This is a genomic window from Streptomyces sp. JNUCC 63 (assembly GCF_054366325.1).
On the sequence record NZ_CM135963.1, the window covers coordinates 3565104 to 3588772 of the forward strand.

A 23669-nucleotide genomic window follows, 5' to 3' on the forward strand; every position below is an offset into this window, starting at 1 on the left:
CGCAGGATCAGCTTGTCGCTGCACGTGCTGGACAAGCGTGGCCAACGGTGGGATAGCTCACCGGAGGCTCCTTGACTTCACTTGTGCGGGCGACGAGCTGGTCGAAAGTAGGGATTCCGAGAAAGACGGGCGATTCTCTCTGTTCCTGTCTCGCATCGAGTCGTGCGATCTTCTCTTCCGCGGCTGCAAGGCTGGCGGAGAGACCCTCGACTTCGCCTAGCCATCCTTCCCGTTGGGCTTCGACGATTCTTGCCTCGAGGTTCTCGCAGATCTCTTCGAGCCTCCCCCTGTCATCAGGGTCGACGATGAGAACGGTGCATCGGATACAGGCGTGTTCATGGGCGCAGTCGGTGCCATAGGCGCGTCCGCACTGCCCGAGGGCCAGTTTCCTTCGCTCGAAGTGTCCGAGGAACTCATCCCATTCCTCCGAGCTGATTGCACGGTATTCTTCAGCCGGTCTAGTTTGACGGCGCCGCGCAATGAAGGCGCGATGTGCCTCGATGGCATCTGCCGGATAGATGGCTGCGTATCCCATCGTGGTGTTGATGTTGTCATGGCCTGCGATGACCTGTGCGATGTGTGGGGGCAGGCCGTTGAGGATGGCGTCTGTGATAAAGATCCTTCGAAAATCGTGCGGTTGAAAACGCAACGGATTCCCAGAGTTATCGAGGAGTCCAGAATGTTCGAGCGTTTCGTTCAATGCCTTGCGGACGCTAGTGACACTAATTCCCCGGATTTCGCCGCTGACAGTCCACTGATAGAGGACGGGCATGGGTGCATTCCAGACCCTCTCATGCAAGTCGTAGGCTGGGATGGCGGCGATTTTGCCGTCAGGCTGTCGCACGCGCGTGATTAGGGCGCTGAGCACATCGGCAAGTTCTGGGCTGATGAGCAGGAGGCGCTCTTTTTCCGTCTTAGATGGGGCGATCTGCAATAGTGGGACGACTTCTCCGGTGGTGGGAAGCCTGTAGCTGATGATGCTGTAGTGGCTGAGTTCCAGAAGCTCCTCAATCCTGATTCCCGTGTGACGCAGAATTTCAATGGTCGCCCAGGCGAAGAAGGCTTGCTTCTCCTCTGCGCGAAGGTTTCGTCGGTTTCCTTCGGCGTCGAGGACGTTTGCTGGCCGGCCGTCAGCTCGCGAAGTGGTTTGGGGGAGGGTAAAAGTTTCACCGAGGACGGTGACCGTGGATCCCAATGGGGCGGCATCGATAGCGTCGAGGCGAGCTTTTGCCTCCTTGAGGCGGCGGGCTGCCGTCCGGATGAGCACGGGCAGGACCGGAAGGCGCTCACGTGTGCGCTGGTCCGACCTGGCCTTCTGCTCCTGTTCGAGCCGTTTTGTGGCGCAGTCGGCTTCGCTGAGCGGGCTGGGTGTGGCCCACGGGCCCCATCGTTCTGGCTCGTCGAGAGCCCAGTGCGCGATGTCAAGGTAGAACGCCCTCACGCTCATCTTCACGGAAGGTGCGCTGGTCCGTGGTGAGGTGACCTGGACGGTGCTACCGTCAGCCAGTCTCTGGGAGACGGTCTTCACGGCGATGCGGCCCTTCCACGCGTCACTCACCTCCTTAGGCAGGCGGAGGCTTTCGATGCCCGGATGGTGGCGTTCCAGATCAGCCCAAAACAGGCCCGCAAGGTAATGAGAAAGGAGTTTCAGGGATGTGTAGTCGAGGGCGGGCTGGCGTTCGGTGAGGTAGTCGACAAAGAGATCGCGGATGGGCTTGCAGCGCAGGTGATAGCGCTCAACGAGCACCGCAGGGCTGACTTGCCCAGCTCGGGCTGTCAGGTGGTGCAGGGTGGCCGGGGCATCGGGAGGGAACTGGCCACGACGGTGGAGCCACGTGTATACGAGACGAACGGCCCCAGAGTCGTCTCGGCTCCTCAACTGCATGAGTGCCAGCAGGTCGCCCACGACGATGTCATCGATGCCGCCGCCATGTGCGGCAATGAGCTGGGTGATCACCTTCAGAGCCCTTGAGCCTACGGGCGTGGTCTGCTCACGAGCAGGGACCTCAGCCACAAGGCGAGCGAACCCTTCGGGGTCACGCGTTGCCATGATGGCCGGGCGGAACGCGCCTGATCGGTTGCCGACGAGCCAATGCAGGCTAGGCCGGACGACGTCCGCACAGATCAGAGCCAGCATGCCAGCTTTGACGGCACCGTGAACAGATCCCCTTCCGTTGGTGCGTGCCCAGGTCACAAGCTCCTCGGTCCAGCCCTCGTAGGCAACTGCGGCGGGGCTGGCTTCCCAGCGTTGCTGCCAGGTGTCTCCAGGGAAAGTCTCAAGCCACCCCAACACCAAGCGGGCGCCGACCATCCGTGCGCTCTGCGAGCTCGCGGTCTTGGCCCTCAGAGGCGGCTGCTGCAGCCGGTCGAGGACAGTGTCCCGGCACGCCTGTGTCGCCGACCACGCAGTGGCCCTCGCGCGAGAGGGGAAGGCCAGTAGCAGGGTTTCGGCCTCCCTCCCCCGCAAGTTACTTGTTGATGGGCTGGTTGGCGCAGCAACCGCAGTGGTGAGGCGACTCGTCATGTGAGCGGCCCTCCGAACAGGACGCTGAGAGAGTCAGGGTTGTAGGCCGGCGAAGGCGGGGCCGGGGGCGGGTTGTCGCGGCGTTGCTGCTGGCGCACGTGGTGGGCGAGCCCGGCAGCGATCACTTCGTCTTGGGAGGGGTTGAGATACTTCTGCGTCGTCGACAGGTACTTGTGGCCGAGGATTTCCTTCACGTAGAGGAGAGACATCTCCGGGTCGTTGGCCATGCGGAAGGACGCTGTGTGGCGTAGGTCGTGGATGGTCCAGTTGGCACCCAGGAGCTCGTTGGCGCGCGTGAACATGGCTCGGGCCGCGTGATAGGTCAACGGACGCCAGGGGCGCCGCAGCGTCCACCACAGGAGCTCCTTGTGCCCTCGGGGGGCGCCCTTGCGCCAGGCTTCCTCCTGGTAGAGCCGAAGCCACACGAACGCGTCGGGTGAGGCTGGCAACTGCTGGTAGTCGCGGGTTCCCTTACGGATCACGCCGATGGTCTGCTCGCCGACGAGCGCGTCCGACTGACGGGAAGTTAGCAGTTCCTCAGCGCGGGCCCCAGTGGCAACCCAGAAGGCCAGCAGGGCCCGGTTTCGGTGGGAGCGCAGGGCGGCAAAGACCTCGGTGAACTTGTCGTCCGGGATGCGCCGCGGAACCCGTTCGGGGACCGTCGGCCGGTAGCGGCCTTTCCGCTGGTGCCGATACTCGCGCTCAGGATTGTGGTGCTCGTTGGACCGCTTCAAGCTCCGTCCATGACGAGAGCGCTCGAGGGGGAACGGGTTGACCAGCAGAGATCCGGTATTGCGCTCCAGGTGGAAGTCGTAGAAGGTCCGCACGGCCGTCTCGCAGTGGGCCCGGGTGCTTGCCGCGTACTTCGGTCCGATGGTCGGCTTGCCGGTCACGGGGTTCGGTGTCCCCGGCGGCAGCTGTCCGGGCCGGGGCCTGGGTGCCGGGATCTGCCCTGGGTCCTTGCCGCGGTGACGCCAGTGAACGCGCGCCGGCTTGTTCGCCAGCTCCATCCACAACATGAAGTCCCGGGCGTCCTCGCGCCTGGCCCGGTCCCATTCGACATCGGCCGCCCATAGGAAGCGCCACCACCGCAGCAGGTCCATCCCGTACGAGCGCAGTGTCGTCGCAGGGCTAGAGGCCGCCAGCAGGTCCTTGAAGTACACCGCTACCGGCTCGACCACCTGTCCGTCTGGAGCCACGAGCTGGTACGGCTCCCACGGATCCCCCGTCGCGTGAAGGCGACCGACGTCGGGCACCACAAGGCGCTTCAAGTCTCTCTCACGACCGCTCACTTCACCCATGCCGCGGGAACCTAGCAGAAGGGCCTCTGAGCTGCATAAACACAGAAGTTAGTTCAGTCAACAGACCGCAGCCGCCCGCATGACCCGCCAAACCATGCATGAGCAGGTCCAGGGCGCGTGGCCCATCTCTCTACGACTGAGAAAGGGCCACCTAGCAATGCCAACCGTTGTGATCTACGACCGCCTGTCCCGGCTGTTCGCCGAGGAGGCACCCGACCACCGAATCGCCGAATGCAAGAGGTACGCCGCCGCCCGTGGCTGGGAGGTCGTGCACATCGCGACCGATACGAACGTGTCCGGCGCAACCGCGCTGGAATCCCGCGAAGGCATGCGTGAGGTGCTGGCCTGGCTCCCGCGTGCCGACTACGTCCTCGCCGCCAAGCTCGACCGGTACGCGCGATCGGTCCTGGAGTTCCAGCGGCTCCTGAAGGCCGCCGAAGCCACGAAGACGACGATCGTCACGGCCGACGGCGTCCTCGCTCCGGAGACGTCCCGGCTGATCGTGAACGTCCTCGCATCGTTCGCCGAGTACGAGCGGGACATGATCAAAGCCCGCATCACCGCGTCGAAACAGCACTTCAAGGCGCGCGGTAACCACCTTGGCGGGCTCGCCCCATATGGCTACCAGGTGGTCGGCCCGGTCAACGACAAGCGCTGGGTCATCGATGAGGCCGCCGCCGCGATCATCCGCGACTGCGCGAGCCGGCTCGTCGACCACGGCGCCTCGATCGCCGGACTGGCGCGCGACCTCAACGAGCGGGGCGTCATGCCGCCTGCCGAGCACGCACGCGCCCGTGACGGCCGGAAGCTCCGGGGCGGGATCTGGCACAGCACCACCCTCCGCGATGTGCTCTACACCCCCGCGCTTCGTGGCTGGCTCGTCCAGTCGACGCCCGGCGAGAAGCGGGGCGCGCTGTTCAACCAGCCCGTCTTGGACAACGAAGGCCGACCGGTGTCCGCCGGTCCGGCGATCCTGGACGCCGAAACGTGGTCGGCCGTCCGCGCGATCCTCGACGCGAAAGCCAAGGGACGCGGCAGCGAGCGCGGCGGAAAGGCGCTGCTCCTGCACGTCGCCCGCTGCTACGAGTGCGATGGGCCGATGTACAAGCAGCGCCGCAACGTCAAGGGCACGGACTACTCGCCATACGTGTGCAAGAACGGCATCGGCAAGCTCGGCACGCACCGGCCGAACGTGGTCACCGGCCGTCTCCTGGAAGCGCTCGTCACCGAGGACTACCTCCGCCGTTTCGGCAGCTTCGCGCTCATGCGATGGGTCGAGCCCGACGGCAGCGCGGTGCTCCAGCTCTCCGAGGTGACGGCTTCCATCGAGCGGCTCGCGGGCAACTTGTCGGCCCTGGACCCGAACGGCACTGCGGCACGTGTCGCCATCGGCCAGCTCACGGCACTGGAGGCACGGCAAAAGGAGCTCCAGGCGGAAGCCGACCAGGCCGAAGGCCGATGGGTCGACGCAGGAGGCACCATCGCCGACGAGTGGAAGCGGCGCGACGAGGAAGGCCGCCGAGCGCTGCTCGCCGACCTGGGCGCGCGGGTCGTCATCCGTCCGGCGACCCCGGGCGCGCCGAAGCGATTCGACGCCTCCCGCGTGGCGATCGACTACGACGGCCCGGCGTGGCTGCGCGGGCTCGACCCGGAGGAGGCGGAACTGGTCGGCGTGGCCGTCGACCTGGCCGACTGACGGCCGCTGACGGCGCCACTGGCGCGCGTTTACACGACCCCGGGTGTCCTCGTCGGATGCTCGGGGTCTTGCGCGTCCAGTGGGCAGCAGGGCGTTTCGCGTTGAGTGGCCAGCATCACCATTTTGGTCTCCACAGTGTGGGACAGGAGCGAGCAGAAGCCGGGGTGCTGGCCCACTTAGCGAGTGTCCGCGTGTGGCTCGCGCGGGCGGCCCTTTCAAGGAATGGCATGGGGTACGGCCTCGGGGTCGCGGCGACTGGATGCGCGGCGGCTCCGGGGCCGTCGCCATGCCCGCTGACGGGCGGGACGCCGGACAGGGGGCGCCGGGTGGGGGGAGCGGCACCTCATAGCGTGTCTCAAAGTGACGGCCCTGGTGGTTAACCGTCACTCCAGTATTAAGTAAGTAGTTTTTGTTTTCCTATAAGCGTAAATAGTGAAGTGACGGTTAACCACCACATCCGTCACTTGAGACACGCCTCCGTTGCGTTGCCCGGCTGCTCCCCGACCGGCGCCCCGCCGCCGCGCCCGGCCGACGCTCAGAAGATTCCTCGCCCAGCTGCGAGCACTCGCCCCGCGCCTGGCCCACTTCACCGATGCCACACCCCGCCGCATCGCCCGAGGAGGTACCCCGTGGCTACCCTGCCGCGCCCGACATTCGCCGACTGCGTCGCTGTCGCCGCCGCCCGCACTGCCGCGCTCGTCGACGGCCGCGACCGCCGCCACTCCGTCGTTGCCCGCCGCCCCGTGCTGCACAAGATCTACCAGGGCCCCTCGTTCGAGCTTCCCGGACCGCAGACCCTCGCCGAGATCTGGTTCCCGGTGCTGAACGTCGGCCGGGACCTCCGCGCGTACAACTACGACCTCGCCGACCTGACCAAGCCCGTCGGCGCCCCGACCCTCGCGGATTACGACCAGCTCGCCGACGAACTCCAGGAGCACATCGCGGCGCTCCCGGAGGACCACAGCGCCGGACGGCCGTACCAGGACCTGCGCTTGTTCATCACGGAAGCCCAGCCGACGCGCGTTGCCGACTACTTCATGAGCGTCATCAAGAACCTCCGCAAGGCCGCCCCGGCGGGACCGTCGCCCGTCCGCGCCAAGCGCGAACCCGTCTCGGACGAAGAACGTTTCGAAGCCGCGTACCAGCGCAGGCGAGACCGCCTCGTGTTCGCCGCGAAGTACCTGCTCAAGTGCCAAGAGCTCACCGTCTCCAAGTCGGTTGTGGCGCCGCCCGCGCTGTACGCGAAGTACGCGGAGGCCATGAAGTCGCGCAACGTGAAGCCGCTAGGCCGCACGTGGTTCTTCCGCGTCGGCGACGTCGTGCTCGGTCACCGCACCCGACGGCGCATCGACAAGCGCCCCCAGGCCGCCTACGTCATCCGTGGGATAGCTCCGATGGACGCGCAGGAACGTGAGCTACAGGCCATGGTCACCGTCGGCCAGGTCGAGGAGAACTTCGGGTTGCCCGCGTGAGGCGGCTGTGACGCCCGACTGACGCACTCGACACGTAGCACGCCCCCACTGCCCCCTCAGCGGCCCTGTGGCCGGTCCTGGACCGGTTACCGGGCCGCCTTTGTTTCCGGCCGTCCAGCGGCCACTGCTCGAATCTGGAGAACGCATGGCCGCCCCGACCGCCGTCCTCACCACCTCAGAGCTCATCACGCTCCTCGCCGACCCGCGCTGTCCGGCGTCCGTCCGCAACGCATGGGAGTCCGTCCAGCTCACCGCCGGATACCACGCCAAAGCGAAGTACGCCTTGGCCACCGGCGCGTACTACGGCTCGCGGGCCGAGATGACACGGGAGCTCGACGACTGGGCGCGGGACAACGACCGAGCACTCGACTACCTCGACCGCGCATTGACGTACTCAGCCGGCGACTTCGCCGTCCTGGCGCCGCTGCTGGAGGTCGCCGATGCCGCCTGAGCCCGCCGTGCTGGCCGTCCTGTCGCAGCTCATCACCGCCGACCCGGCGCCGGACGCAAGCGTGTCCTTCGGGCGGCTGTACTGGCGTGTAAACGCCGCGCTGACGGCGTCGGGTAGCCCGACGGTCCCGATCGGCGACTTCACGCGCCTCATCCGGTCCCACGGCGGCCTGCTCAAGCGAGTACACGGCCGAGGGAACCGCTGCTACGGCTTCCGAGCGGTAGACCCCTCGGTCGCTTGGTAACCACATCACCTCACGTCCCTGGAGGACCGATCCACACCCCGCATGACCCCGAAGCCGACGAGCGCCGACGCAAGACGCGCGGCTTCAACGACCAGATCAACAAGGCCATCGCCGACGGCACGTTGAAGTACGTCGAGCTCACCCGCCGCGCTCGCCGCTTCCGCCGATAACCCCGCCGCCCCACCCCGAAGGAGCCCCACCCATGGCCAACTACAACCACGGCGTCGCCTACGCCGACGTGATCATCCCGGCGCTCGTCCTCGAATCGCCTGACTGCCCGAGCGAGGTGGTCGACGCCGTCGCCGCGCTGGGAGCAGCCAACGACGCGACCGCCGACGCTGAAGACAAGGTCTTCGAAGCGAAGCAGGCCACGGTCGCCGCCGAAGCCGCCATCCGTGCCGCTGTCGAGTCCGGCAAGGCGACACCGAAGGGCATCGAAGACGAGCGCGTCCTCCGTGCCCGCGTCGAGCACGCCGAGAAGGTCGTCCGCGAGAAGGAGGCCGAGGCGTACGCCGCCGCTCAGGCCGTCGACGCGGCTGCCCACGCGCACCGCCCCGAGCTCCGAGCGATCCTCGCCGCCGCGCTGCCGGACGCGCACGCGAAGGCGTCCGCTGCGATCGCTGCCGCTCAGGCCGCCGACGGGTACCAGCGGGACCTGGTCGCCGCGCTGGTCAAGCTCGACGAGTCGACGGCGCAGGCGTTCCCTCCCCGCGTCCGCCGGTACGCCATCGGCGCCGTTCTGGGTGCGTACGCGAACGCCACCAAGCAGGACCCGTCCCTGCTCCGTTCGGCGCAGGTACCGATGGCGTGGAGCGACGTGGTGAACGCGGTCAACGGACTTCCCGTCGACGCCATCGCCGCCGCTGATGCGCTCGCAGACGCCGACGTCGTCGAGCAGATGATGCGCGCTGAGCAGGCCGCCGACCGAACCCGGCGCATTCAGGAAGAGCGCGCGTGAGCAACTACCACGGCGGCTACGACGACCGCGTTACCGAGGCCATGCGCCGCTTCGAAGAGGACGAGGCGATGACCGAGGAAGAAGCCAACGACCCTGCCCGCGTCGCTGAGCGCATCCGGGACGGCCGGTGACCGACCGCATCACCGAAGTCCGCGCCGCGCTGGCCGACCCAGCGCCGCGTGAGCGCCTGATCGCTTGACCACCACGAGCCGGCTGGGGCGTCTCCCGCGCAACGCCCCGGCTGGCCTGGCCGTTTACACACTCTGGAGCCCCCATGCCTACACCCGCAAGCGCCGCGTCCAACTCCCAAGCCCGCTCGTCCTGGGCAGCCACACTGCGAGTCGTCGTCGCCGCCAAGGTGCGCGACTACCGCGCCGACCTGATCACGTCCGGCGCTACGGCGCTGCGGAAGCGCATCCTGGAAGAGCTCGTCTACCCCGCCGATCTGCCGTACGCCGAGGCCCGCGAGCTCGCCGACCGCATCGTGTTCTCGCTCGTCGACAATGCCCGGCGTGCTGAAGGGGTGCGGTAGTTGAACACTCCCCCCGGGGCTATCAGCAGCCCCACCCCCAGGAAGAAGCGGCGCCGCGACTCCCACGCTTGGCGCTGGCGGCGCGCATGCCGGGGAGTCGTCTGGCAGGTCGTCCGCGAGATACCAAGCCCGCTAGACGTGCACGGTGCTGCGTATGTATGGGATGAGTCCATGCGTCGACTGCGGCGGCTGCCTGATTACCTTCCGCGTGAGCGTGCGATACAGCTGCGTGACGAGGAAGTCATGCATCAGGTGCTGCGCTGCGGCGGTGAGTGGCTGCGCCGCGACCTTGAACGCATCGAGGCGACGGCAGCCCATGCCGACCCGGACGAGGGCAACGGCACGTCACATGCGTAGCTGCTTGTGTACGCACATAGACGTTACGTGATTCGGACACATCGGTACGACCTGGGGTAGACCTCTCCCCCTCCCCATGCACGGGGACCGTTACGGCATAGAACCTCCCTGTGCGTACGGGCAGCTGGGTCGCTAGCCGTAACCGCCCCTCACACCTTGGAAGGACTCCCTGAGTGGTTGAAGACCCGTCAGAAGCACCCCCCGCCGAGCCCGCCCTGGAGCCGGTCGACGACGAGCCGCCGCGTCGCCGACGGCGACTGATCATCGACAACACGACACCCGCAGACGGCTACACCGGCGCCCACATGGGCACGGCCTTGCCGGTCGGGAAGGCGTCGTACAACTCCCGCGCCTACACGCACCGGCGCCGACCGAAGAAGGACACCTAATGGCGCTCTCGACCACCGACGAACACCTCGCAGCCGCCGAAGTCCAGCCGACGCCGTTCGACCCGTCCAACCCGACGGCGGCGCCTTGGGCAACGGCCGTCGACGAGCTGCCGCCCCCGAGCGACCCGGTGAACGCCGCCCCGCCCCCGGCCTGAGCACCCCCGGCGCTGCTGGCCCACTTCAACGACACGGCAGGAGTCATGACCTGCCGCCTCCTCGACGCCTCGGCCGTCGGTCCGGTTCGCCCCGGGTCGGCGGCCGTCGCGCGTTGAGGGGCATCGCTAGGACAACGAGGAGGAAGACGATGGGCCGTCGCAAGTGGCCGTACCCCGCGCCGGACGGGCAAGCCTGGTGCCGCGTCGGACCACATCTGGCGGGCGTGGGCGAGATGAAGCGCCACGCGCGCGGCCGGGACGGGTTCGACACGATCTGCCGGGAGCACAACGCTGCCGACGACCGCGCTCGCTACGCTGCCGACCCTGAGAAGAAGCGCGCCGCCGACCGTGCCCGCCGCGCTGCCGACAATGCAGCCGGGATCTGCGCGTGGTCGGGTTGCCACGCCGACGCTGAACCAGGCTGGGCGCGTTGCGCCGAACACACCGAAGCCAACCGCGCCGACTGCCGAGCCCGCTACGCCAAGAACGCCGCTCGCACTGATGAGCAAATAGCCGCGCGCCGGGCCGAATTGCGCCCGGACGGGACCAAACGCTGTAGGTCGTGCCGACGCACGCTGCCGCTGGACGCGTTCAATGCCGACCGCACCCGCGCCGACGGGCTCAACGTCGAATGCCGCGACTGTGCCAACGGCGACCTCTGGCGCGCCGCGCTGCCGCACGTCGTCGACGCCGACTTGTACGCCTGTGTCTACTGCGGAGCCGACGCCGAGCACGTCGACCACGTCGCCCCGCGCAAACTCGGCGGTACGGACGACGCGCACAACCTCGTCCCGGCATGCGCCGACTGCAACTTGTCGAAGAACGCCACTCCGGTCATCGAATGGCTCGCGCGCCGCGACCCCTGGCTGCTCGACGCCGTCGCATCGTGGCCCGTGGAGGTGATCGCCGATGCGGCGTGACTTCCTCGGCTACGCCGCGCTCGTCGCTGCACTCGTCGGCACTGCATCCGCCGAATGGGCCCTCGCTTGCGCCGTCGGCTTCGGCCCGGTGCTCGCCGCTTGCGTCCCGGCGGCGCTCGACGTGTACGCACTCCGCGCATTCGCCAGCAAGCGCGACGTCCCGGCTGTCGTCGTCGCACTCATCGCCGTGAACGCCGCTGCGCACCTCGTCGCGGCTGGGTTGCTGCCGGTGTCCGTGCCGGTCGTCGTGGCCGTGTCGGCGATCGCCCCGCTGGTCTTGTGGCGCGTGCACGTCCTCGCGGCACACAGCGACACCCAGGACGCACCTGCCGACGTCGCCACGACGCCGACACCAGCCCCGACGCCTGCTCCCGTCCAGCGGCCAGCAGCGCCCGCACCCGCTGCCCCGCAGCCGGCTCGCCCCACCTCGGCGCATCCCGCGAGTGCATCGGACGACGTCGACGAGCTGTTGCCGGATGCTCGCGCACTCGCCGAACGCATCGGCCGCACGCCGCCGCTGCGGGTGCTGCAAGCCGAACTCAGCATCGGCCAGCGCCGCGCGCAACGGCTGCAAGCCGCACTCGCCGCGTAGGTCGTTTACACGCCCCCGTCAGGGTCTGCATCCGTGGACTCCGGCGGGGGCGTTTTCGCGTTTACGCGTCGGCGACGAACGACCCTTGGCCCAGCACCGTGCGGAGCCGTCCCTCCGCGCGCAACGCAGCGACGGCCTTCTGAACGGTCGACGCGGCTACGTCCAGCTCGGCCGCCAGGTCGACGACCGCCGGGAACCGCGAGCCGGGCGGGTACGTACCGGCGTCCAGTCGGCGTCGTAGCTCGTCGGCCACTTGAGGCCACACGGGCACGGAGCGGTCAAGATCCATGGTCCCGAGGATGCGCGGATATGCGCGATCACGCGACCGCGCATGCGCGAATACGCGTATGCTCCTGCCAGTAGAGACCCCGGCGACGGAGGCAACCGTCCCGGGGCACGGCCACTCGCTTGATAGGAGCGAATGACATGCATGAGGCTACCGCCCCGCGCCGACTTGGTATCGATCCTCTGACCGGCAAGACCGCCTTCGCTGTCACCCAGCCGGGCTCCCCGTTGGACCTGATCGCCGACACGGCCGAAATTGAGGCCGCCGCCGCGCTTCACGCCGTCGTGGAAACCATCCTTGAAGCTGGCGACGCGATCGGCGACGCCGAACGGGCTGTCTTCTTGGAGCCGGTGACGGAGGCCCTCGGGAAGCTCATCGCCGTCGCCGCGAAGCACGTCGACCGCGCCCCGAGCGGCGAGCGCCTGAGTAGTGCCGCCGCCCGCCTCATGTTCGAAGCCCTCCGGCACCACAACTGACCCTCCCACCCCTCGAAGCGCCCTCGCTGCCACTCCCGGCGGCGGGGGCGCTTTCGTGTGTGGCTCCAGCCACTTCTTCGCCGACGGCTCCTCCGCTGGCTTCGACCAGCGTCTTCAAATCGCCAGGTCAACGCAGCTCACGACCTGGGAGGGGCACCGAATGAACGCCGAACACACTCACTGCCGGATGGGCCGAGGCGCCGCCGTGCACGTCGTCCTTGCGTCCGGCTGGACCGCTTGCGGCCGTCAGGGCGTGTACAGCGAGCCGGTCACTACCGGCGCGACGTGCGGAACCTGCGCACGCAGGTCGCCTGAGCTCATGAAGCCGATCAGCGCTGCGCCGGTCGAGACCCCCAAGCCCAAGGCCAGGCGGAAGGCCGCGAGCAAGCCGAAGGCGCGGAAGGCGAAGGCCGCCCCGGCGAAGCCGAAGGAGACCAAGATCCACGCGGGCAAGCAGCTCCTGGAGTCGGACCAGATGCTCCCGCTCGGTACTCGCTGGGCTCGCCGTAACCGGGTCGGCGCGCTGGTGGCCTCGGTCGACCTGTGGGCTTCCGAGGGCGACGACGGCGGCGACCGCTGGGGCGCGGTGTGCATCACGCACGGGACGACGGAGCGGCATCACACGCACCGCGACGCGTGGTCGGCGCTCCCGAAGTCGGCCTCGTGGTGCGACGGCTGCGCTACTGCCGCTGCTGAGAAGGGCGCCGACAAGTGAGCCCCGCCCAGTTCGCCTACCGATTCCGCTGCGCCGTTCACGGCGACGCCTGCGACCACGACCCGAAGCGACGCCACATTTTCAAGCCCGACCGCCCGGAGCCCGCCGCCATGACCGATGAAGAGCTGCTGACCCTGCGCATCACCCCGCACTTCCTCGACGTCATCGCTCGCCGCGACATCAGCCCGGCGGAGGTCGCCGACTGCCTCCGACGGCCGGACATCGTCGAGCCCCACGATGGCCGCCGCCGCTTCGTCCGGGGCCGCATCGCGGTCGTCGTCGCCGCCGACGGAGCGCTCGTCACGGCGCTGCTCCGCGACCGGGCGCACTGGACGGACGCCGACGCGCGCAACCGGAACGGCCGCCGGTGATCGCAGACGTCCTCCTTGGCGAAGCTGAGGGCGTCGTCCTGTACGTCGTAGCTTCGATCGTCCTCCCTCGCATCTGCCGACTCATCCGAAAGGCCCACCACATGAAGCAGCCCCCCGTGACGTTCGTCCCCGACGCCGACAACCAGCACGGCGTGATCGTGCGCGTCGGCCGTGACCGCGTCGGCAAGCTGACCTGGTACGCCGACGCCGGATGGTGCGTCGCCCTGACCGACCCGCGCACCGGCCAGGCGTACGAGTCCGGCGATTGGTTCGCCACGCTGCCTGAGGCCGTCGTCGACGCCGAGGCGGTGATCGCCGCATGGCGTGCGCGGAACGGCCGACCGATGAACGTCCCGGACGCGCGTGTCACGTCCATACCGGCGGGCGGCGACGCGCGTTACCGGCGCTGACCGGTACTGCTGCCCGCTGGACGGCCCGAACGCCCCTGCTTCGACAGTGGGGGCGTTCCGTGCGTTTACACGCCCCAGTGGGCCGTCCTGACGATTCGTTGAGCACCTGTGTACGGTTAACGCGCCACGCACCCTCGTGCCCCGTATTGAGTGCGGCCAGCAGATGGACCACCTCGCCGCCGCGCACCTCGCCCACGACCAGCCGGTCCGGCCGCATCCGCAGCGCCTGCCGCACCAGGTCCTCGAGGGTCACCAGGCCCGCGCCCTCCTGGTTGGCGGGTCTGGTCTCCAGGCGGACGACATGCGGATGGTCGGGCCGCAGCTCCGCGGAGTCCTCGGCGAGCACGAGCCGCTCGCCCGGGCCGGCCAGCCCGAGCAGCGCGCTGAGCAGCGTGGTCTTGCCGGTGCCGGTCCCGCCGCTGATGAGGAAGGACAGCCGCGCCTGGATCAGCGCCCGCAGCACGTGGTCGCCGCCCGGCGGCACCGTGCCCGCCGCGACCAGTTCGCCCAGCGTGAACGCGCGCGGCCGTACGACCCGCAGGGACAGGCAGGTGCAGCCGACCGCGACCGGGGGCAGCACCGCGTGCAGCCGGGTCCCGTCGGGCAGCCGGGCGTCCACCCACGGCCGGGCGTCGTCCAGCCGGCGTCCCGCCACGGCGGCCAGGCGCTGCGCTAGGCGTCGCACGGCCGCCGCGTCGGGGAAGGCGACGGCGGCCCGCTCCAGTCCACGCCCCCGGTCCACCCACACCCGGTCCGGGGCCGACACCAGGACGTCGGTCACCGACGGGTCGGCGAGCAGCGGTTCCAGCGGGCCGCTGCCGATCAGCTCGGAGCGCAACTGCTCGGCCGCCCCGAGCACTTCGGCGTCCCCGAGCACCCGGCCCTGCTCGCGCAGGGCCTGCGCCACCCGTGCGGGCGTCGGCTCGGCCCCGCTCTCGACCAGCCACTGCCGTACGCCGTCCAGCAACTGGGCGGGCATCCGGGGCCCGTTGGCAGGTCCCGGCTCCCGGGACCTGCCCTCCGAGGGGACTCTTTCGCCCGTCCGCCGTTGCTCGGAAACCATCCTCATGCCGCGGCCGCCTCGATCAGTGCCCGCTCCCAGAAGGCGGCGCAGAACCGGGCGAGCGGTCCGCGCGCCACCCCGCCGGGCGGTGTCCTGCCCTCGCCGGGCCGCCGCAATGCGGACTCCACGGGCACCTCGCCCGCCAGCGGCAGACCGAGCAGCCGGGCCACCTCGCGGTCGTCGAGGCCGGGCGCGTACGGTCCCCGTACCGCCACCCGCAGATCACGCAGGACCATGCCGACCGCGGAGGCCACGCGCGCGGCGGCCGCCACGGCGCGCAGTTCGGCGGGGACCACGAGCAGGCCGAGGTCGAGTTGGGCGAGGGCCTCGGCCGCGCCCTCGTCCACACGGCGGGGCAGGTCGACGACCACGGCGCCGCCGCGCCGCCGGGCGGCGGCCAGCACCGCCCGCACGGCCTGCGGCGGCACGGCGACGCAGTCGCCGCGGTCCCAGCTGAGCACGCGCAGCGAGTGCAGTTCGGGCAGCGACTCCTCCAGGGCGCCGCCGCCGACCCTCCCGCGCGAGGCGGCGAACGCCGGCCAGCGCAGCCCCTCGGCCGTCTCCCCTCCGAGCAGGACGTCGAGCCCGCCTCCCAGGGGATCGGCGTCCACGAGCAGGGTGCGCAGGCCCTCCCGCGCGGAGGTGACGGCGAGCGCGCAGGCCAGCGTGGACGCCCCTGCTCCGCCGCGGCCGCCGATGACGCCCACGGTGAGTGCGGGCCGGCCGACGCCCTCGGCGACGTCGGCGATGCGGTCGACCAGCCACTGCTCGCCGTCGGGCAGCACCAGCACGTGGTCGGCGCCGATCTCGACCGCGCGCCGCCAGATCCCGGAGTCGTCCTGGTCACGGCCGACCAGCACCACTCCGCGCCGGCGCGGGGCTCCGCGTACCCGCCGGGCGGCGTCGTCGCCGACCAGCACCAGCGGTGCGCCCTCCCAGCCGCCTCGATGCTCCGGCACCCCGTGATGGACCTCGGGGGTGGCGCCGGCCGCCGCGCACAGGCGCAGCAGGTCGTCGAGGAGCTCGGCGTCCTCGGTGACGATCAGTGGTCTGTCCTGCCGTCCTGAAGTGCCGGGCGGCGGATCGTGTGTGACGGTTCCGGGCACGGGCCGGTCCCCCTTCGCTGCTTCCTGCGCGCGGCCCCTGCGGCCCCGCGAATCCCAAACGTGTGAAGAACCGGCAACCGGCCTTCATATGGACGGCCGATACGAACCGGCCATACGCACCCGGCAATCAGAACCGGCCATGAACTCGCCGCGAGAGGTGCGCGTCGGAATCACGGTGCAGCGATCCGGAAAATCGTGTGGATCTTGGTCGAAAACTGTGGACAACTCGACGGTTGTGAATATCACCGTCCCCCATACCAGTGACCCGTGTACTGGTTCCCGCACGACTTCCGCAGAGCAGCGCCACAACTACAGAACGTGACGGATCATGAGAGCGACGGCGAACGCCGCACGGCGCGGCCCGGACAGCGGGGCAACCGCGACAGAAAGGAAGAAACCCGCCCGGACATGCGACGACCCCCGCCGGGGGGGAGAGCGGGGGTCGTCTCCACGGCCGACTCGGGGGGGGAGGAGTCGGACCGGGTTAGCACGGTCGCGAACGATCCGTGACTTCCATGGTGTACCCGAGAGCCCTCTCAGGCAAACCCACACGCCCAGCTTACGCCGAATGGGCTGCCCCTATGCTCGGGGACGTGGAAAACCACTCCTTGCCCCGCACAGCGGCCTTCTTCGATCTGGACAAGACGGTCATTGCGAAGTCGAGCACGCTCACCTTCAGCAAGTCCTTCTACCAAGGCGGTCTGATCAACCGCAGGGCCGTGTTGCGCACCGCGTACGCCCAGTTCGTCTTCCTCGCCGGCGGCGCCGACCACGACCAGATGGAGCGCATGCGTGAGTACCTGTCCGCGCTGTGCCGCGGCTGGAACGTGCGGCAGGTCAAGGAGATCGTCGCCGAGACGCTCCACGACCTGATCGACCCGATCATCTACGACGAGGCCGCGTCCCTCATCGAGGAGCACCACACCGCCGGGCGCGACGTGGTCATCGTGTCCACGTCGGGCGCCGAGGTGGTCGAGCCGATCGGCGAACTGCTGGGCGCGGACCGCGTGGTGGCCACCCGGATGGTGGTGGGCGAGGACGGCTGCTTCACCGGCGAGGTGGAGTACTACGCCTACGGCCCGACGAAGGCGGAGGCGATCCGTGAGCTGGCCGCCTCCGAGGGGTACGACCTGGCCCGCTGCTACGCCTACAGCGACTCGGTGACCGACCTGCCGATGCTGGAGTCGGTCGGCCGTCCGCACGCCGTGAACCCGGACCGGGCGCTGCGCCGGGAGGCCGTCGCGCGCGGGTGGCCGATTCTCGACTTCCACCGGCCGGTGCGGCTCAAGCAGCGGCTGCCCGCCTTCTCCGTGCCGCCGCGTCCGACCCTGGTCGCGGTGGCGGCCATAGGCGCGGCGGCGGCCACCGCGGGGCTCGTCTGGTACACGAGCCGGCGCCGGAGCGCGGTGGCCTGAGCCGCCGTTGCCGTCGTTTCGCCGCCGGGTAATTCCGTGCGACGACACCGCGTCCACTTAAGTCCTATTTGAACCTAAAAGTAAAGAAGTACGGCCAGGGGTTCCGCTTGCTCCCTGCTTGCAGTACAAAGGACTCAGCGGCCCGCGAGACCAAAGGACATCCGAAAGGATCACCTTTAAGACGCAGTTTGGCCCCACGGACCGAGCATGAACACCGGGCACCCACGCGACGTCGACCCGTCGATTACGGGCCAGCCGCACCAGGTGACGGGCGAAGTTCCCGACCTGATGGGCGACATATCGAGGACGCTTGGTAACTCGGTGCTCATGCCAGCGGCGGTACGAGTACTCGTACCGCCGCAACCCTGTGTCCGGGCCCGCCGTCAGGCCGCCCCGCGCTGCAGCGCCTCGCACACCGCCGTCGACTCGCGCGCGCCCAGTTCCACCGCCCTGGCGCAGTGGGCGATCCAGGCCGCCATGCCCTCCGGGGTGCCGGACGCATAGCCGTCGAAGGCGGCCAGGTAGGCCGCGCGGCCCAGTTCGGCGTGGCCGACCTCGGCCGGGCAGACCGACTTGGGGTCGAGGCCGCTGCCGACCAGAACGATGCGCTCGGCCGCCCGCGCGACCAGCCCGTTGTGGGAGGCGAAGGGACGCAGCGCCAGCAGCTCGCCGTGCACCACGGCCGCCGTCACCAGGGCGGGCGCGGAGCTGCCCGCGATGATCAGTTCCGACAGGCCCTCCAGACGCCCGGAGACCTCGGCCGCGCTCGGCAGCGGCAGCTCGACCAGCGGCTCGTCGACGCCCTCGCCCTCCTGGCGGGGCCGCCCGACGGTGTCCTCCTGGCTCGCGGCGGCCACCAGGTGCAGCCGGGCCAGAACGCGCAGGGGCGACTGCCGCCAGACGGACAGCAGCTGGCCGGCCTCGGCGGTCAGGCGAAGGGCGGCGCCCACCACCCGGGCCTCGTCTTCGCCGCTGAAGTCGGTGCGTCGGCGCACCTCCTCCAGGGCCCAGTCCGCGCCGGACAGCGCCGCGGAGCCGCGCGCACCGCGCAGCGCCGCCTCGGAGGTGATCTCGTTGCTCCGGCGCCGCATGATCCGGTGCCCGTAGACCCGGTCCACGGCCTTGCGCACGGACTCCACGGACTCGGCCACACCGGGCAGCGCACCCAGGGCCGCAAGAGGGTCCCCGCTGTTCGAGCTCGTTCGAGAGCTTGGGGGAGGATCGGCGGTCGCGCCTGTCGTACTCATGAGTACGACCCTACGCACCCGAGCGGCACACTCCCCGAAGGAGTGGTCTTCCTCACGCAAGCTGTCACGTACAGCCATTGCGGCACTACGCTTCGTGAACATGAAAATTGCTTTCGTCGGGAAGGGCGGCAGCGGCAAGACCACTCTGTCCTCTCTGCTCATCCGCCATCTCGCGGCCACGGGCGCGCCCGTCGTCGCGATCGACGCCGACATCAACCAGCATCTGGGGGCCGCGCTCGGACTGGAGGAGGCACAGGCCGCCGCGCTGCCGGCGATGGGTGACCGGCTTGTGCCGATCAAGGACTATCTGCGCGGCACCAACCCGCGCATCACCTCCGCCGAGACGATGATCAAGACGACTCCGCCGGGCGAGGGCTCGCGCCTGCTGCGCCTGAGCGAGGACAACCCGCTGTACGACGCCTGCGCCCACCCGGTGGAACTCGACGGCGGCACCGTGCGTTTGATGGTCACCGGCCCCTTCACCGACGCCGACCTGGGGGTCGCCTGCTACCACTCCAAGACCGGAGCGGTGGAGCTGTTCCTGAACCACCTGGTGGACGGCCGCGACGAGTACGCGGTGGTCGACATGACGGCCGGCTCGGACTCCTTCGCCTCCGGGATGTTCACCCGCTTCGACATCACGTTCCTCGTCGCCGAGCCGACCCGGAAGGGGGTCTCCGTCTACCGCCAGTACAAGGAGTACGCCCGTGACTTCGGCGTCGTGCTGAGGGTCGTGGGCAACAAGGTGCAGGGGCAGGACGACCTCGACTTCCTGCGCGCCGAGGTCGGGGACGACCTGCTCGTGACCGTCGGGCACTCGGACTGGGTGCGTGCCATGGAGAAGGGCCGGCCACCCCGGTTCGAGTTCCTGGAGGACGCCAACCGCCGCGCCTTGCGCCTGCTCCAGGTCACCGCCGACGCCACGTACGAGCTGCGTGACTGGGACCGTTACACCCGGCAGATGGTGCACTTCCACCTGAAGAACGCCGCCTCATGGGGGAACGAACGGACCGGGGCCGACCTGGCGGCCCAGATCGACCCCGGCTTCGTCCTCGGCGAGGGTGTCACCGCCCTGGCGTGAGCGCCGCTACGGCCTGGGCGCCCCGGGCACGCCTCTGGGGGCCGGGGCCGGGCGGCCCGAGAGGAAGGACGCCCAGCCCTGCTTGGGTGCCTCACCGACCTCCAGCGTGCGCAGTTTCGCGAGGGTCCGCGGGTCCTGGGCGTCCAGCCAGTCGGCCAGCTGGCGGAAGGAGACGCAGCGCACCCCGGGCTTGTTGCACACCTCCTTCACGACCTGCTCGACGGCGCGCATGTAGGTGCCGCCGTTCCAGGACTCGAAGTGGTTGCCGATGACCAGGGGGGCGCGGTTGCCGTCGTAGGCCCGGTAGAAGCCCTTGAGCAGGCCGTCGCGCATCTGGCCTCCCCAGTAGTCGAACTTTCCGGGGTCGCCCTGGGTCTGCGTACCGGACTGGTTGACCATGAAGTTGTAGTCCATGGTCAGCTGCTCGAAGGTGTGCCCGGGGAAGGGCACCAGCTGCATCGACAGGTCCCACAGGCCCTCGCGCTTCTTGGGCCACACCTGGTTGTTGACACCGCTGCTGTCGTAGCGGAAGCCCAGCCGGCTCGCCGCCTTCATGAAGTTCTCCTGGCCCTCCAGGCAGGGGGTGCGGGCGCCGATGAGTTCCTTGTCGTAGTCGAAGGGCAGCGGGGCCGCGTCCTTCATACCGGTGTTGGTCTTCCAGGTCTTCACGAACTGCTTGGCCTGGGCGATCTCGCTCTTCCACTCCTTGACCGACCACTGGCCGACCCCGCCGCCCGGGCCGCAGAAGTGGCCGTTGAAGTGCGTGCCGATCTCGTTGCCCTCCAGCCATGCCAGGCGGGCCTGCTTGACCGTGTCGGCGATGCCCTTCCCGTCGTTGAAGCCGATCTCGGAGCTGCCGGGGGTGTGCTGCGGAGGGTGGTACAGATCGCGCTTCTCCTCCGGCAGCAGGTAGACGCCGCTGAGGAAGTACGTCATGGTCGCGTGGTTCTCCTTGGCGACCTTGCGGAAGTAGGAGAACAGCTTCTGGCTGTCCTCCCCCGCCCCGTCCCAGGAGAACACGACGAACTGCGGGGGCTTCTCACCGGCCTTGAGCCGCTCCGGCCGCGGCAGGTACGGCTGGGCCCCGGTGTAGGCGGTGGACCCGTCACCGATCAGACGGACGACACTCCCGGGCGCCGGCGCGCCCTTGGGCGGAGCGCCGGGCGCGCCCTGTCCGGGCGCCTCGGGGCCGCTCGCACAACCGGCGAGCGACGAGGCACAGGCCGCGGCGACGGCGACGCCCACGGCGATCCTCTGGGTGGCGGCCATGTTCCGCCCACCTTCTTCCTTCTCTCGTCCAACGCCGAGACGGCGTGTGCTGGTGATGCGCCGGGCGTACCGACGGCGTCGCCAAGGTCGCATAGGCCGAAGGAGGAATTAATACGACAAGCCGATGAAAATCTCACTTCACTCATCGAGGTGATTCGATACCCCATTTGCACTGAATACTCATGAACACCCTTTACCTGGCATTGCGATCGCTTTACTCAACGCCGATTCCGCCATTCCCTGTTGAGCCGGTCGACAGTTCCGCGACCGCGCCATCCTGAGGAGACGGGGCCCGCATCCCCGCCCACACCGCGAACTCCCCCCGCACCGAGCGCTCCCACCCGCCTCACAGCCCGCCGCCGCACCCGCGTCGTTCGCATCGCGGACGCCGACCTGTCGGCATCCGTCGCGGTCTTCCTGATCGCCCTGCCCCTGTCCCTCGGCATCGCCCTGGCCACCGGCGCCCCGCTGCGGGCCGGGCTCGTGGCCGCCGCCGTGGGCGGACTCGTCGCCGGCCGGCTCGGCGGCTGTCCTCTGCAGGTCAGCGGCCCCGCCACCGGACTCACGGTGGTCACCGCCGACCTGATCCACCGTTATGGATGGCGTACGACCTGTGCCATCACCGTTCTCGCCGGTCTCGCCCAACTCGGTCTGGGCTGCCTGCGCGTGGCCCGCGGCGCGCTCGCCGTCAGTCCCGCCGTCGTGCACGGCATGCTCGCCGGGATCGGTGTGACCATCGCCGTCGCCCAGCTGCACATCGTCCTCGGCGGCAGCCCGCAGAGCTCCGTGCTCGACAACCTCCGTGCCCTGCCGGCCCAGTTGGCCGACCTCGACCCGGCGGCGCTCGCCGTGAGCGCGCTGACCCTGGCGCTGCTGCTGTCCTGGCCGCACCTGCCCGGACGGTCCGGCGGCCTGCTGCGCAAGGTGCCGCCCGCACTCGTCGCCGTCGCCGGGGCCACCGCCGTCGCCTCCTTCGCCGGGCTGGTGCTGCCCAGGGTCGACCTGCCCTCCTGGCGCAGCCACGCCCTGGCCGGGCTGCCCGAGGGACCGGTGCTCGGCCTCGTCGCCGCGGTGCTCAGCACCACGCTGGTGTGCAGCGTGCAGTCGCTGCTCGGAGCGGTCGCCGTGGACAAACTGGTGGCGGGCCGCGCCGGACCGGCCGCTCGGACCTGGACCGGGAACTGCTCGGCCAGGGCGCCGCCAACGTCGTCTCCGGCGCGCTCGGCGGGCTGCCGGTCGCCGGCGTGGCCGTGCGCAGTTCGGTGAATGTGCGCGCAGGTGCCGTGAGCCGGAACTCCACGATGCTGCACGGCGTTCTCGTAGTGGTTGCCGCGCTGCTGATGGTCCCGATCCTGGAGTTCGTTCCGCTCGCCTCGCTCGCCGCCCTGGTGATGGCCGTCGGCATCCAGATGGTGTCCCTGCCCCACATCCGCACGGTGACCCGCCACCGAGAGGTGCTGGTCTACGCCGCCACCGCCCTCGGCGTGGTGGCCCTCGGCGTCCTGCAGGGCGTGGCCCTCGGAATCGCCGTCGCCGTCGCCCTGCACCGCCTCGCCCGCACCCGCATCACGCACGAAGAGCGGAAAGGAGTCCATCGCGTACACGTACGAGGGCAGTTGACGTTCCTCGCGGTGCCGCGGCTCAGCCGGGCCCTGCACCTCGTTCCCCAGGGGGCCGACGCGGTCGTCCGGCTGGACGGCTCGTTCATGGACCACGCGGCGTACGAGTCACTGCGGGACTGGCAGCGGACGCACTCCGCACAGGGCGGCTCGGTCGAGCTCACGGGCCTGCGTGCGGGGGTCCGCATCGCCGAGCCGACCGGTCCGGACGGCACCCGATGCCGATGCCGGCCCTGGACGCCCTGGCGCAACCACCAGTGCGGGGGCGGTCCGCGGACGGCACCGGCACCCGACGAGCGCGGCCGGCAACTGGCGTACGGCCTCCGCACGTTCCAGCACACCACCGCACCGCATGTGCGAGCGGAACTGGCGCGGCTGGCACGGGAGGGGCAGCGGCCGTCCCAGCTCTTCCTCACCTGCGCCGGCTCGCGGCTGGTCACGTCGATGATCACTTCCAGCGGTCCCGGCGACCTCTTCGTCGTGCGGAACGTGGGCAACCTCGTGCCGCCGCCGGGCGACGACGGCGACGACTCCGTGGCCGCCGCGGTCGAGTACGCGGTGGACGTGCTCGGGGTGCGCTCCCTCACCGTGTGCGGCCACTCGGGGTGCGGAGCGATGCAGGCGCTGCTCGCCTCCGGCTCCGGGCACGCCCGTACGCCGCTCGAGCGGTGGCTGCGGCACGGGCTGCCCAGTCTGCGGCGGCTGACCGACGACAGCCGCCGCGGGCCCCGGCCGGACGGACGGCCGCCCGCCGACGCGGCCGAGCGGCTGTGCCTGGCCAACGTCGTCCAGCAGCTGGACCATCTGCGTGCCCACGCCCCGGTGGCCCGCGCCCTGCGGGAGGGGAGGCTGGAGCTGCACGGGATGTACTTCCACGTGGGCGAGGCCCAGGCGTACCTGCTGACGGAGGCGGAGGGGGACGAGGTGTTCGCCCGGGTGGGAGCGGTGGAGGAGCCGCAGGCGGCAGGCCCGTCCGGTGCTCGGTCGCGAGGCGGACACTCAGAGTGACGCGCCTCCCGG

25 protein-coding genes and 1 pseudogene are annotated in these 23669 nt (G+C 69.7%); 19 read left to right on the forward strand and 7 right to left on the reverse strand.

Features of this window, described 5'->3' with window-relative positions:
* Positions 1-7: 7 nt before the first annotated feature.
* Both ACX25U_RS16240 and ACX25U_RS16245 read right to left on the reverse strand, forming a co-directional pair.
* Positions 8-2311, reverse strand: coding sequence for a tyrosine-type recombinase/integrase (locus tag ACX25U_RS16240; protein WP_454392768.1), 2304 nt, complete (start codon positions 2309-2311; stop codon positions 8-10).
* Positions 2312-2520: 209 nt separating this feature from the next.
* Entirely contained in the window at positions 2521-3825 is a 1305-nt protein-coding gene (locus tag ACX25U_RS16245) for a tyrosine-type recombinase/integrase (RefSeq protein WP_454392770.1), read from the reverse strand.
* Positions 3826-3982: 157 nt separating this feature from the next.
* Between ACX25U_RS16245 and ACX25U_RS16250 the strand changes: the two genes are divergently transcribed.
* The 12 genes from ACX25U_RS16250 (at position 3983) to ACX25U_RS16305 (ending at position 11591) form a co-directional block, all read left to right on the forward strand.
* Positions 3983-5521: a recombinase family protein gene (locus ACX25U_RS16250; protein WP_454392772.1), complete on the forward strand. Its 1539-nt coding sequence runs from the start codon at positions 3983-3985 to the stop codon at positions 5519-5521.
* 629 nt (positions 5522-6150) lie between these two features.
* The gene (locus tag ACX25U_RS16255) at positions 6151-6993 is read left to right on the forward strand and encodes a hypothetical protein (protein ID WP_454392774.1); all 843 of its coding nucleotides are present in this window, start codon (positions 6151-6153) and stop codon (positions 6991-6993) included.
* Positions 6994-7138: 145 nt separating this feature from the next.
* Entirely contained in the window at positions 7139-7444 is a 306-nt protein-coding gene (locus tag ACX25U_RS16260; protein ID WP_454392776.1) for a hypothetical protein, read from the forward strand.
* 237 nt (positions 7445-7681) lie between these two features.
* Positions 7682-7858 carry a hypothetical protein gene (locus tag ACX25U_RS16265; RefSeq protein WP_454392778.1) on the forward strand — a complete coding sequence of 59 codons (177 nt, stop codon included), beginning with the start codon at positions 7682-7684 and terminating at the stop codon, positions 7856-7858.
* A 32-nt stretch (positions 7859-7890) separates the two neighbouring features.
* On the forward strand, positions 7891-8646 hold the full coding sequence (locus tag ACX25U_RS16270) for a hypothetical protein (RefSeq protein WP_454392780.1): 756 nt from the start codon (positions 7891-7893) through the stop codon (positions 8644-8646).
* Positions 8643-8777, forward strand: a complete 135-nt coding sequence (locus tag ACX25U_RS16275; RefSeq protein ID WP_454392781.1) for a hypothetical protein — start codon at positions 8643-8645, stop codon at positions 8775-8777. The genes ACX25U_RS16270 and ACX25U_RS16275 overlap by 4 nt, the downstream gene beginning before the upstream one ends.
* Before the next feature lie 143 nt (positions 8778-8920).
* The gene (locus ACX25U_RS16280; RefSeq protein ID WP_454392783.1) at positions 8921-9178 is read left to right on the forward strand and encodes a hypothetical protein; all 258 of its coding nucleotides are present in this window, start codon (positions 8921-8923) and stop codon (positions 9176-9178) included.
* 171 nt (positions 9179-9349) lie between these two features.
* Positions 9350-9535: a hypothetical protein gene (locus tag ACX25U_RS16285; RefSeq protein WP_454392785.1), complete on the forward strand. Its 186-nt coding sequence runs from the start codon at positions 9350-9352 to the stop codon at positions 9533-9535.
* 173 nt (positions 9536-9708) lie between these two features.
* The gene (locus tag ACX25U_RS16290; protein ID WP_454392787.1) at positions 9709-9924 is read left to right on the forward strand and encodes a hypothetical protein; all 216 of its coding nucleotides are present in this window, start codon (positions 9709-9711) and stop codon (positions 9922-9924) included.
* Positions 9924-10079: a hypothetical protein gene (locus ACX25U_RS16295; RefSeq protein WP_454392789.1), complete on the forward strand. Its 156-nt coding sequence runs from the start codon at positions 9924-9926 to the stop codon at positions 10077-10079. Before ACX25U_RS16290 ends, ACX25U_RS16295 begins: the two co-directional genes overlap by 1 nt.
* Before the next feature lie 149 nt (positions 10080-10228).
* Positions 10229-10999, forward strand: coding sequence for an HNH endonuclease (locus tag ACX25U_RS16300; RefSeq protein ID WP_454392791.1), 771 nt, complete (start codon positions 10229-10231; stop codon positions 10997-10999).
* Positions 10989-11591 (forward strand): hypothetical protein, encoded by a 603-nt coding sequence (locus tag ACX25U_RS16305; RefSeq protein WP_454392793.1) that lies wholly within the window; start codon positions 10989-10991, stop codon positions 11589-11591. The genes ACX25U_RS16300 and ACX25U_RS16305 overlap by 11 nt, the downstream gene beginning before the upstream one ends.
* 61 nt (positions 11592-11652) lie before the next feature.
* Here ACX25U_RS16305 and ACX25U_RS16310 read toward each other — a convergent pair whose 3' ends face one another.
* The gene (locus ACX25U_RS16310) at positions 11653-11880 is read right to left on the reverse strand and encodes a GntR family transcriptional regulator (protein ID WP_454392795.1); all 228 of its coding nucleotides are present in this window, start codon (positions 11878-11880) and stop codon (positions 11653-11655) included.
* Positions 11881-12104: 224 nt separating this feature from the next.
* Between ACX25U_RS16310 and ACX25U_RS16315 the strand changes: the two genes are divergently transcribed.
* The 4 genes from ACX25U_RS16315 (at position 12105) to ACX25U_RS16330 (ending at position 13849) form a co-directional block, all read left to right on the forward strand.
* Positions 12105-12353: a hypothetical protein gene (locus tag ACX25U_RS16315; RefSeq protein ID WP_454392796.1), complete on the forward strand. Its 249-nt coding sequence runs from the start codon at positions 12105-12107 to the stop codon at positions 12351-12353.
* Between the two features lie 319 nt (positions 12354-12672).
* Positions 12673-13068 carry a hypothetical protein gene (locus ACX25U_RS16320; protein ID WP_454392798.1) on the forward strand — a complete coding sequence of 132 codons (396 nt, stop codon included), beginning with the start codon at positions 12673-12675 and terminating at the stop codon, positions 13066-13068.
* Positions 13065-13439, forward strand: coding sequence for a DUF4258 domain-containing protein (locus ACX25U_RS16325; RefSeq protein WP_454392800.1), 375 nt, complete (start codon positions 13065-13067; stop codon positions 13437-13439). The genes ACX25U_RS16320 and ACX25U_RS16325 overlap by 4 nt, the downstream gene beginning before the upstream one ends.
* A 101-nt stretch (positions 13440-13540) precedes the next feature.
* Entirely contained in the window at positions 13541-13849 is a 309-nt protein-coding gene (locus tag ACX25U_RS16330) for a hypothetical protein (RefSeq protein WP_454392802.1), read from the forward strand.
* On the opposite strand, the gene ACX25U_RS16335 is transcribed toward ACX25U_RS16330, so the two are convergent.
* The gene (locus ACX25U_RS16335) at positions 13806-14828 is read right to left on the reverse strand and encodes a TadA family conjugal transfer-associated ATPase (RefSeq protein WP_454392804.1); all 1023 of its coding nucleotides are present in this window, start codon (positions 14826-14828) and stop codon (positions 13806-13808) included. The two genes, ACX25U_RS16330 and ACX25U_RS16335, sit on opposite strands and share 44 nt — an antisense overlap.
* Positions 14829-14914: 86 nt before the next feature.
* Complete coding sequence (gene ssd, locus ACX25U_RS16340; RefSeq protein ID WP_454392806.1) at positions 14915-16018, reverse strand: septum site-determining protein Ssd; 1104 nt, start codon at positions 16016-16018, stop codon at positions 14915-14917.
* Between the two features lie 581 nt (positions 16019-16599).
* On the opposite strand from ssd, the gene ACX25U_RS16345 reads away from it, so the two are divergent.
* Positions 16600-17433, forward strand: a complete 834-nt coding sequence (locus tag ACX25U_RS16345) for an HAD family hydrolase (protein ID WP_454392808.1) — start codon at positions 16600-16602, stop codon at positions 17431-17433.
* A 383-nt stretch (positions 17434-17816) separates the two neighbouring features.
* Here ACX25U_RS16345 and ACX25U_RS16350 read toward each other — a convergent pair whose 3' ends face one another.
* Entirely contained in the window at positions 17817-18680 is an 864-nt protein-coding gene (locus ACX25U_RS16350; protein WP_454392810.1) for an oxidoreductase, read from the reverse strand.
* Between the two features lie 100 nt (positions 18681-18780).
* Here ACX25U_RS16350 and ACX25U_RS16355 point away from each other — a divergent pair, with 100 nt between their 5' ends.
* Positions 18781-19761 carry an ATP-binding protein gene (locus ACX25U_RS16355; protein WP_454392812.1) on the forward strand — a complete coding sequence of 327 codons (981 nt, stop codon included), beginning with the start codon at positions 18781-18783 and terminating at the stop codon, positions 19759-19761.
* A 6-nt stretch (positions 19762-19767) separates the two neighbouring features.
* Here ACX25U_RS16355 and ACX25U_RS16360 read toward each other — a convergent pair whose 3' ends face one another.
* Positions 19768-21030, reverse strand: coding sequence for a hypothetical protein (locus tag ACX25U_RS16360; RefSeq protein ID WP_454392814.1), 1263 nt, complete (start codon positions 21028-21030; stop codon positions 19768-19770).
* Between the two features lie 296 nt (positions 21031-21326).
* Between ACX25U_RS16360 and ACX25U_RS16365 the strand changes: the two are divergent.
* Positions 21327-23657: pseudogene (locus tag ACX25U_RS16365) on the forward strand (SulP family inorganic anion transporter).
* The last annotated feature ends 12 nt before the right edge of the window (positions 23658-23669 follow it).

What these genes read in the sequence shown, in the direction of transcription:
- ACX25U_RS16240 (WP_454392768.1), bottom strand. Translation starts at nt 2,311, where the DNA reads ATGGTCGGCGCCCGCTTGGTGTTGGGGTGGCTTGAGACTTTCCCTGGA.
- ACX25U_RS16245 (WP_454392770.1), bottom strand. Translation starts at nt 3,825, where the DNA reads ATGGGTGAAGTGAGCGGTCGTGAGAGAGACTTGAAGCGCCTTGTGGTG.
- ACX25U_RS16250 (WP_454392772.1), top strand. Translation starts at nt 3,983, where the DNA reads ATGCCAACCGTTGTGATCTACGACCGCCTGTCCCGGCTGTTCGCCGAG.
- ACX25U_RS16260 (WP_454392776.1), top strand. Translation starts at nt 7,139, where the DNA reads ATGGCCGCCCCGACCGCCGTCCTCACCACCTCAGAGCTCATCACGCTC.
- ACX25U_RS16270 (WP_454392780.1), top strand. Translation starts at nt 7,891, where the DNA reads ATGGCCAACTACAACCACGGCGTCGCCTACGCCGACGTGATCATCCCG.
- ACX25U_RS16280 (WP_454392783.1), top strand. Translation starts at nt 8,921, where the DNA reads ATGCCTACACCCGCAAGCGCCGCGTCCAACTCCCAAGCCCGCTCGTCC.
- ACX25U_RS16285 (WP_454392785.1), top strand. Translation starts at nt 9,350, where the DNA reads ATGCGTCGACTGCGGCGGCTGCCTGATTACCTTCCGCGTGAGCGTGCG.
- ACX25U_RS16295 (WP_454392789.1), top strand. Translation starts at nt 9,924, where the DNA reads ATGGCGCTCTCGACCACCGACGAACACCTCGCAGCCGCCGAAGTCCAG.
- ACX25U_RS16300 (WP_454392791.1), top strand. Translation starts at nt 10,229, where the DNA reads ATGGGCCGTCGCAAGTGGCCGTACCCCGCGCCGGACGGGCAAGCCTGG.
- ACX25U_RS16305 (WP_454392793.1), top strand. Translation starts at nt 10,989, where the DNA reads ATGCGGCGTGACTTCCTCGGCTACGCCGCGCTCGTCGCTGCACTCGTC.
- ACX25U_RS16310 (WP_454392795.1), bottom strand. Translation starts at nt 11,880, where the DNA reads ATGGATCTTGACCGCTCCGTGCCCGTGTGGCCTCAAGTGGCCGACGAG.
- ACX25U_RS16320 (WP_454392798.1), top strand. Translation starts at nt 12,673, where the DNA reads ATGAAGCCGATCAGCGCTGCGCCGGTCGAGACCCCCAAGCCCAAGGCC.
- ACX25U_RS16330 (WP_454392802.1), top strand. Translation starts at nt 13,541, where the DNA reads ATGAAGCAGCCCCCCGTGACGTTCGTCCCCGACGCCGACAACCAGCAC.
- ACX25U_RS16335 (WP_454392804.1), bottom strand. Translation starts at nt 14,828, where the DNA reads ATGCCCGCCCAGTTGCTGGACGGCGTACGGCAGTGGCTGGTCGAGAGC.
- ACX25U_RS16345 (WP_454392808.1), top strand. Translation starts at nt 16,600, where the DNA reads ATGCTCGGGGACGTGGAAAACCACTCCTTGCCCCGCACAGCGGCCTTC.
- ACX25U_RS16350 (WP_454392810.1), bottom strand. Translation starts at nt 18,680, where the DNA reads ATGAGTACGACAGGCGCGACCGCCGATCCTCCCCCAAGCTCTCGAACG.
- ACX25U_RS16355 (WP_454392812.1), top strand. Translation starts at nt 18,781, where the DNA reads ATGAAAATTGCTTTCGTCGGGAAGGGCGGCAGCGGCAAGACCACTCTG.
- ACX25U_RS16360 (WP_454392814.1), bottom strand. Translation starts at nt 21,030, where the DNA reads ATGGCCGCCACCCAGAGGATCGCCGTGGGCGTCGCCGTCGCCGCGGCC.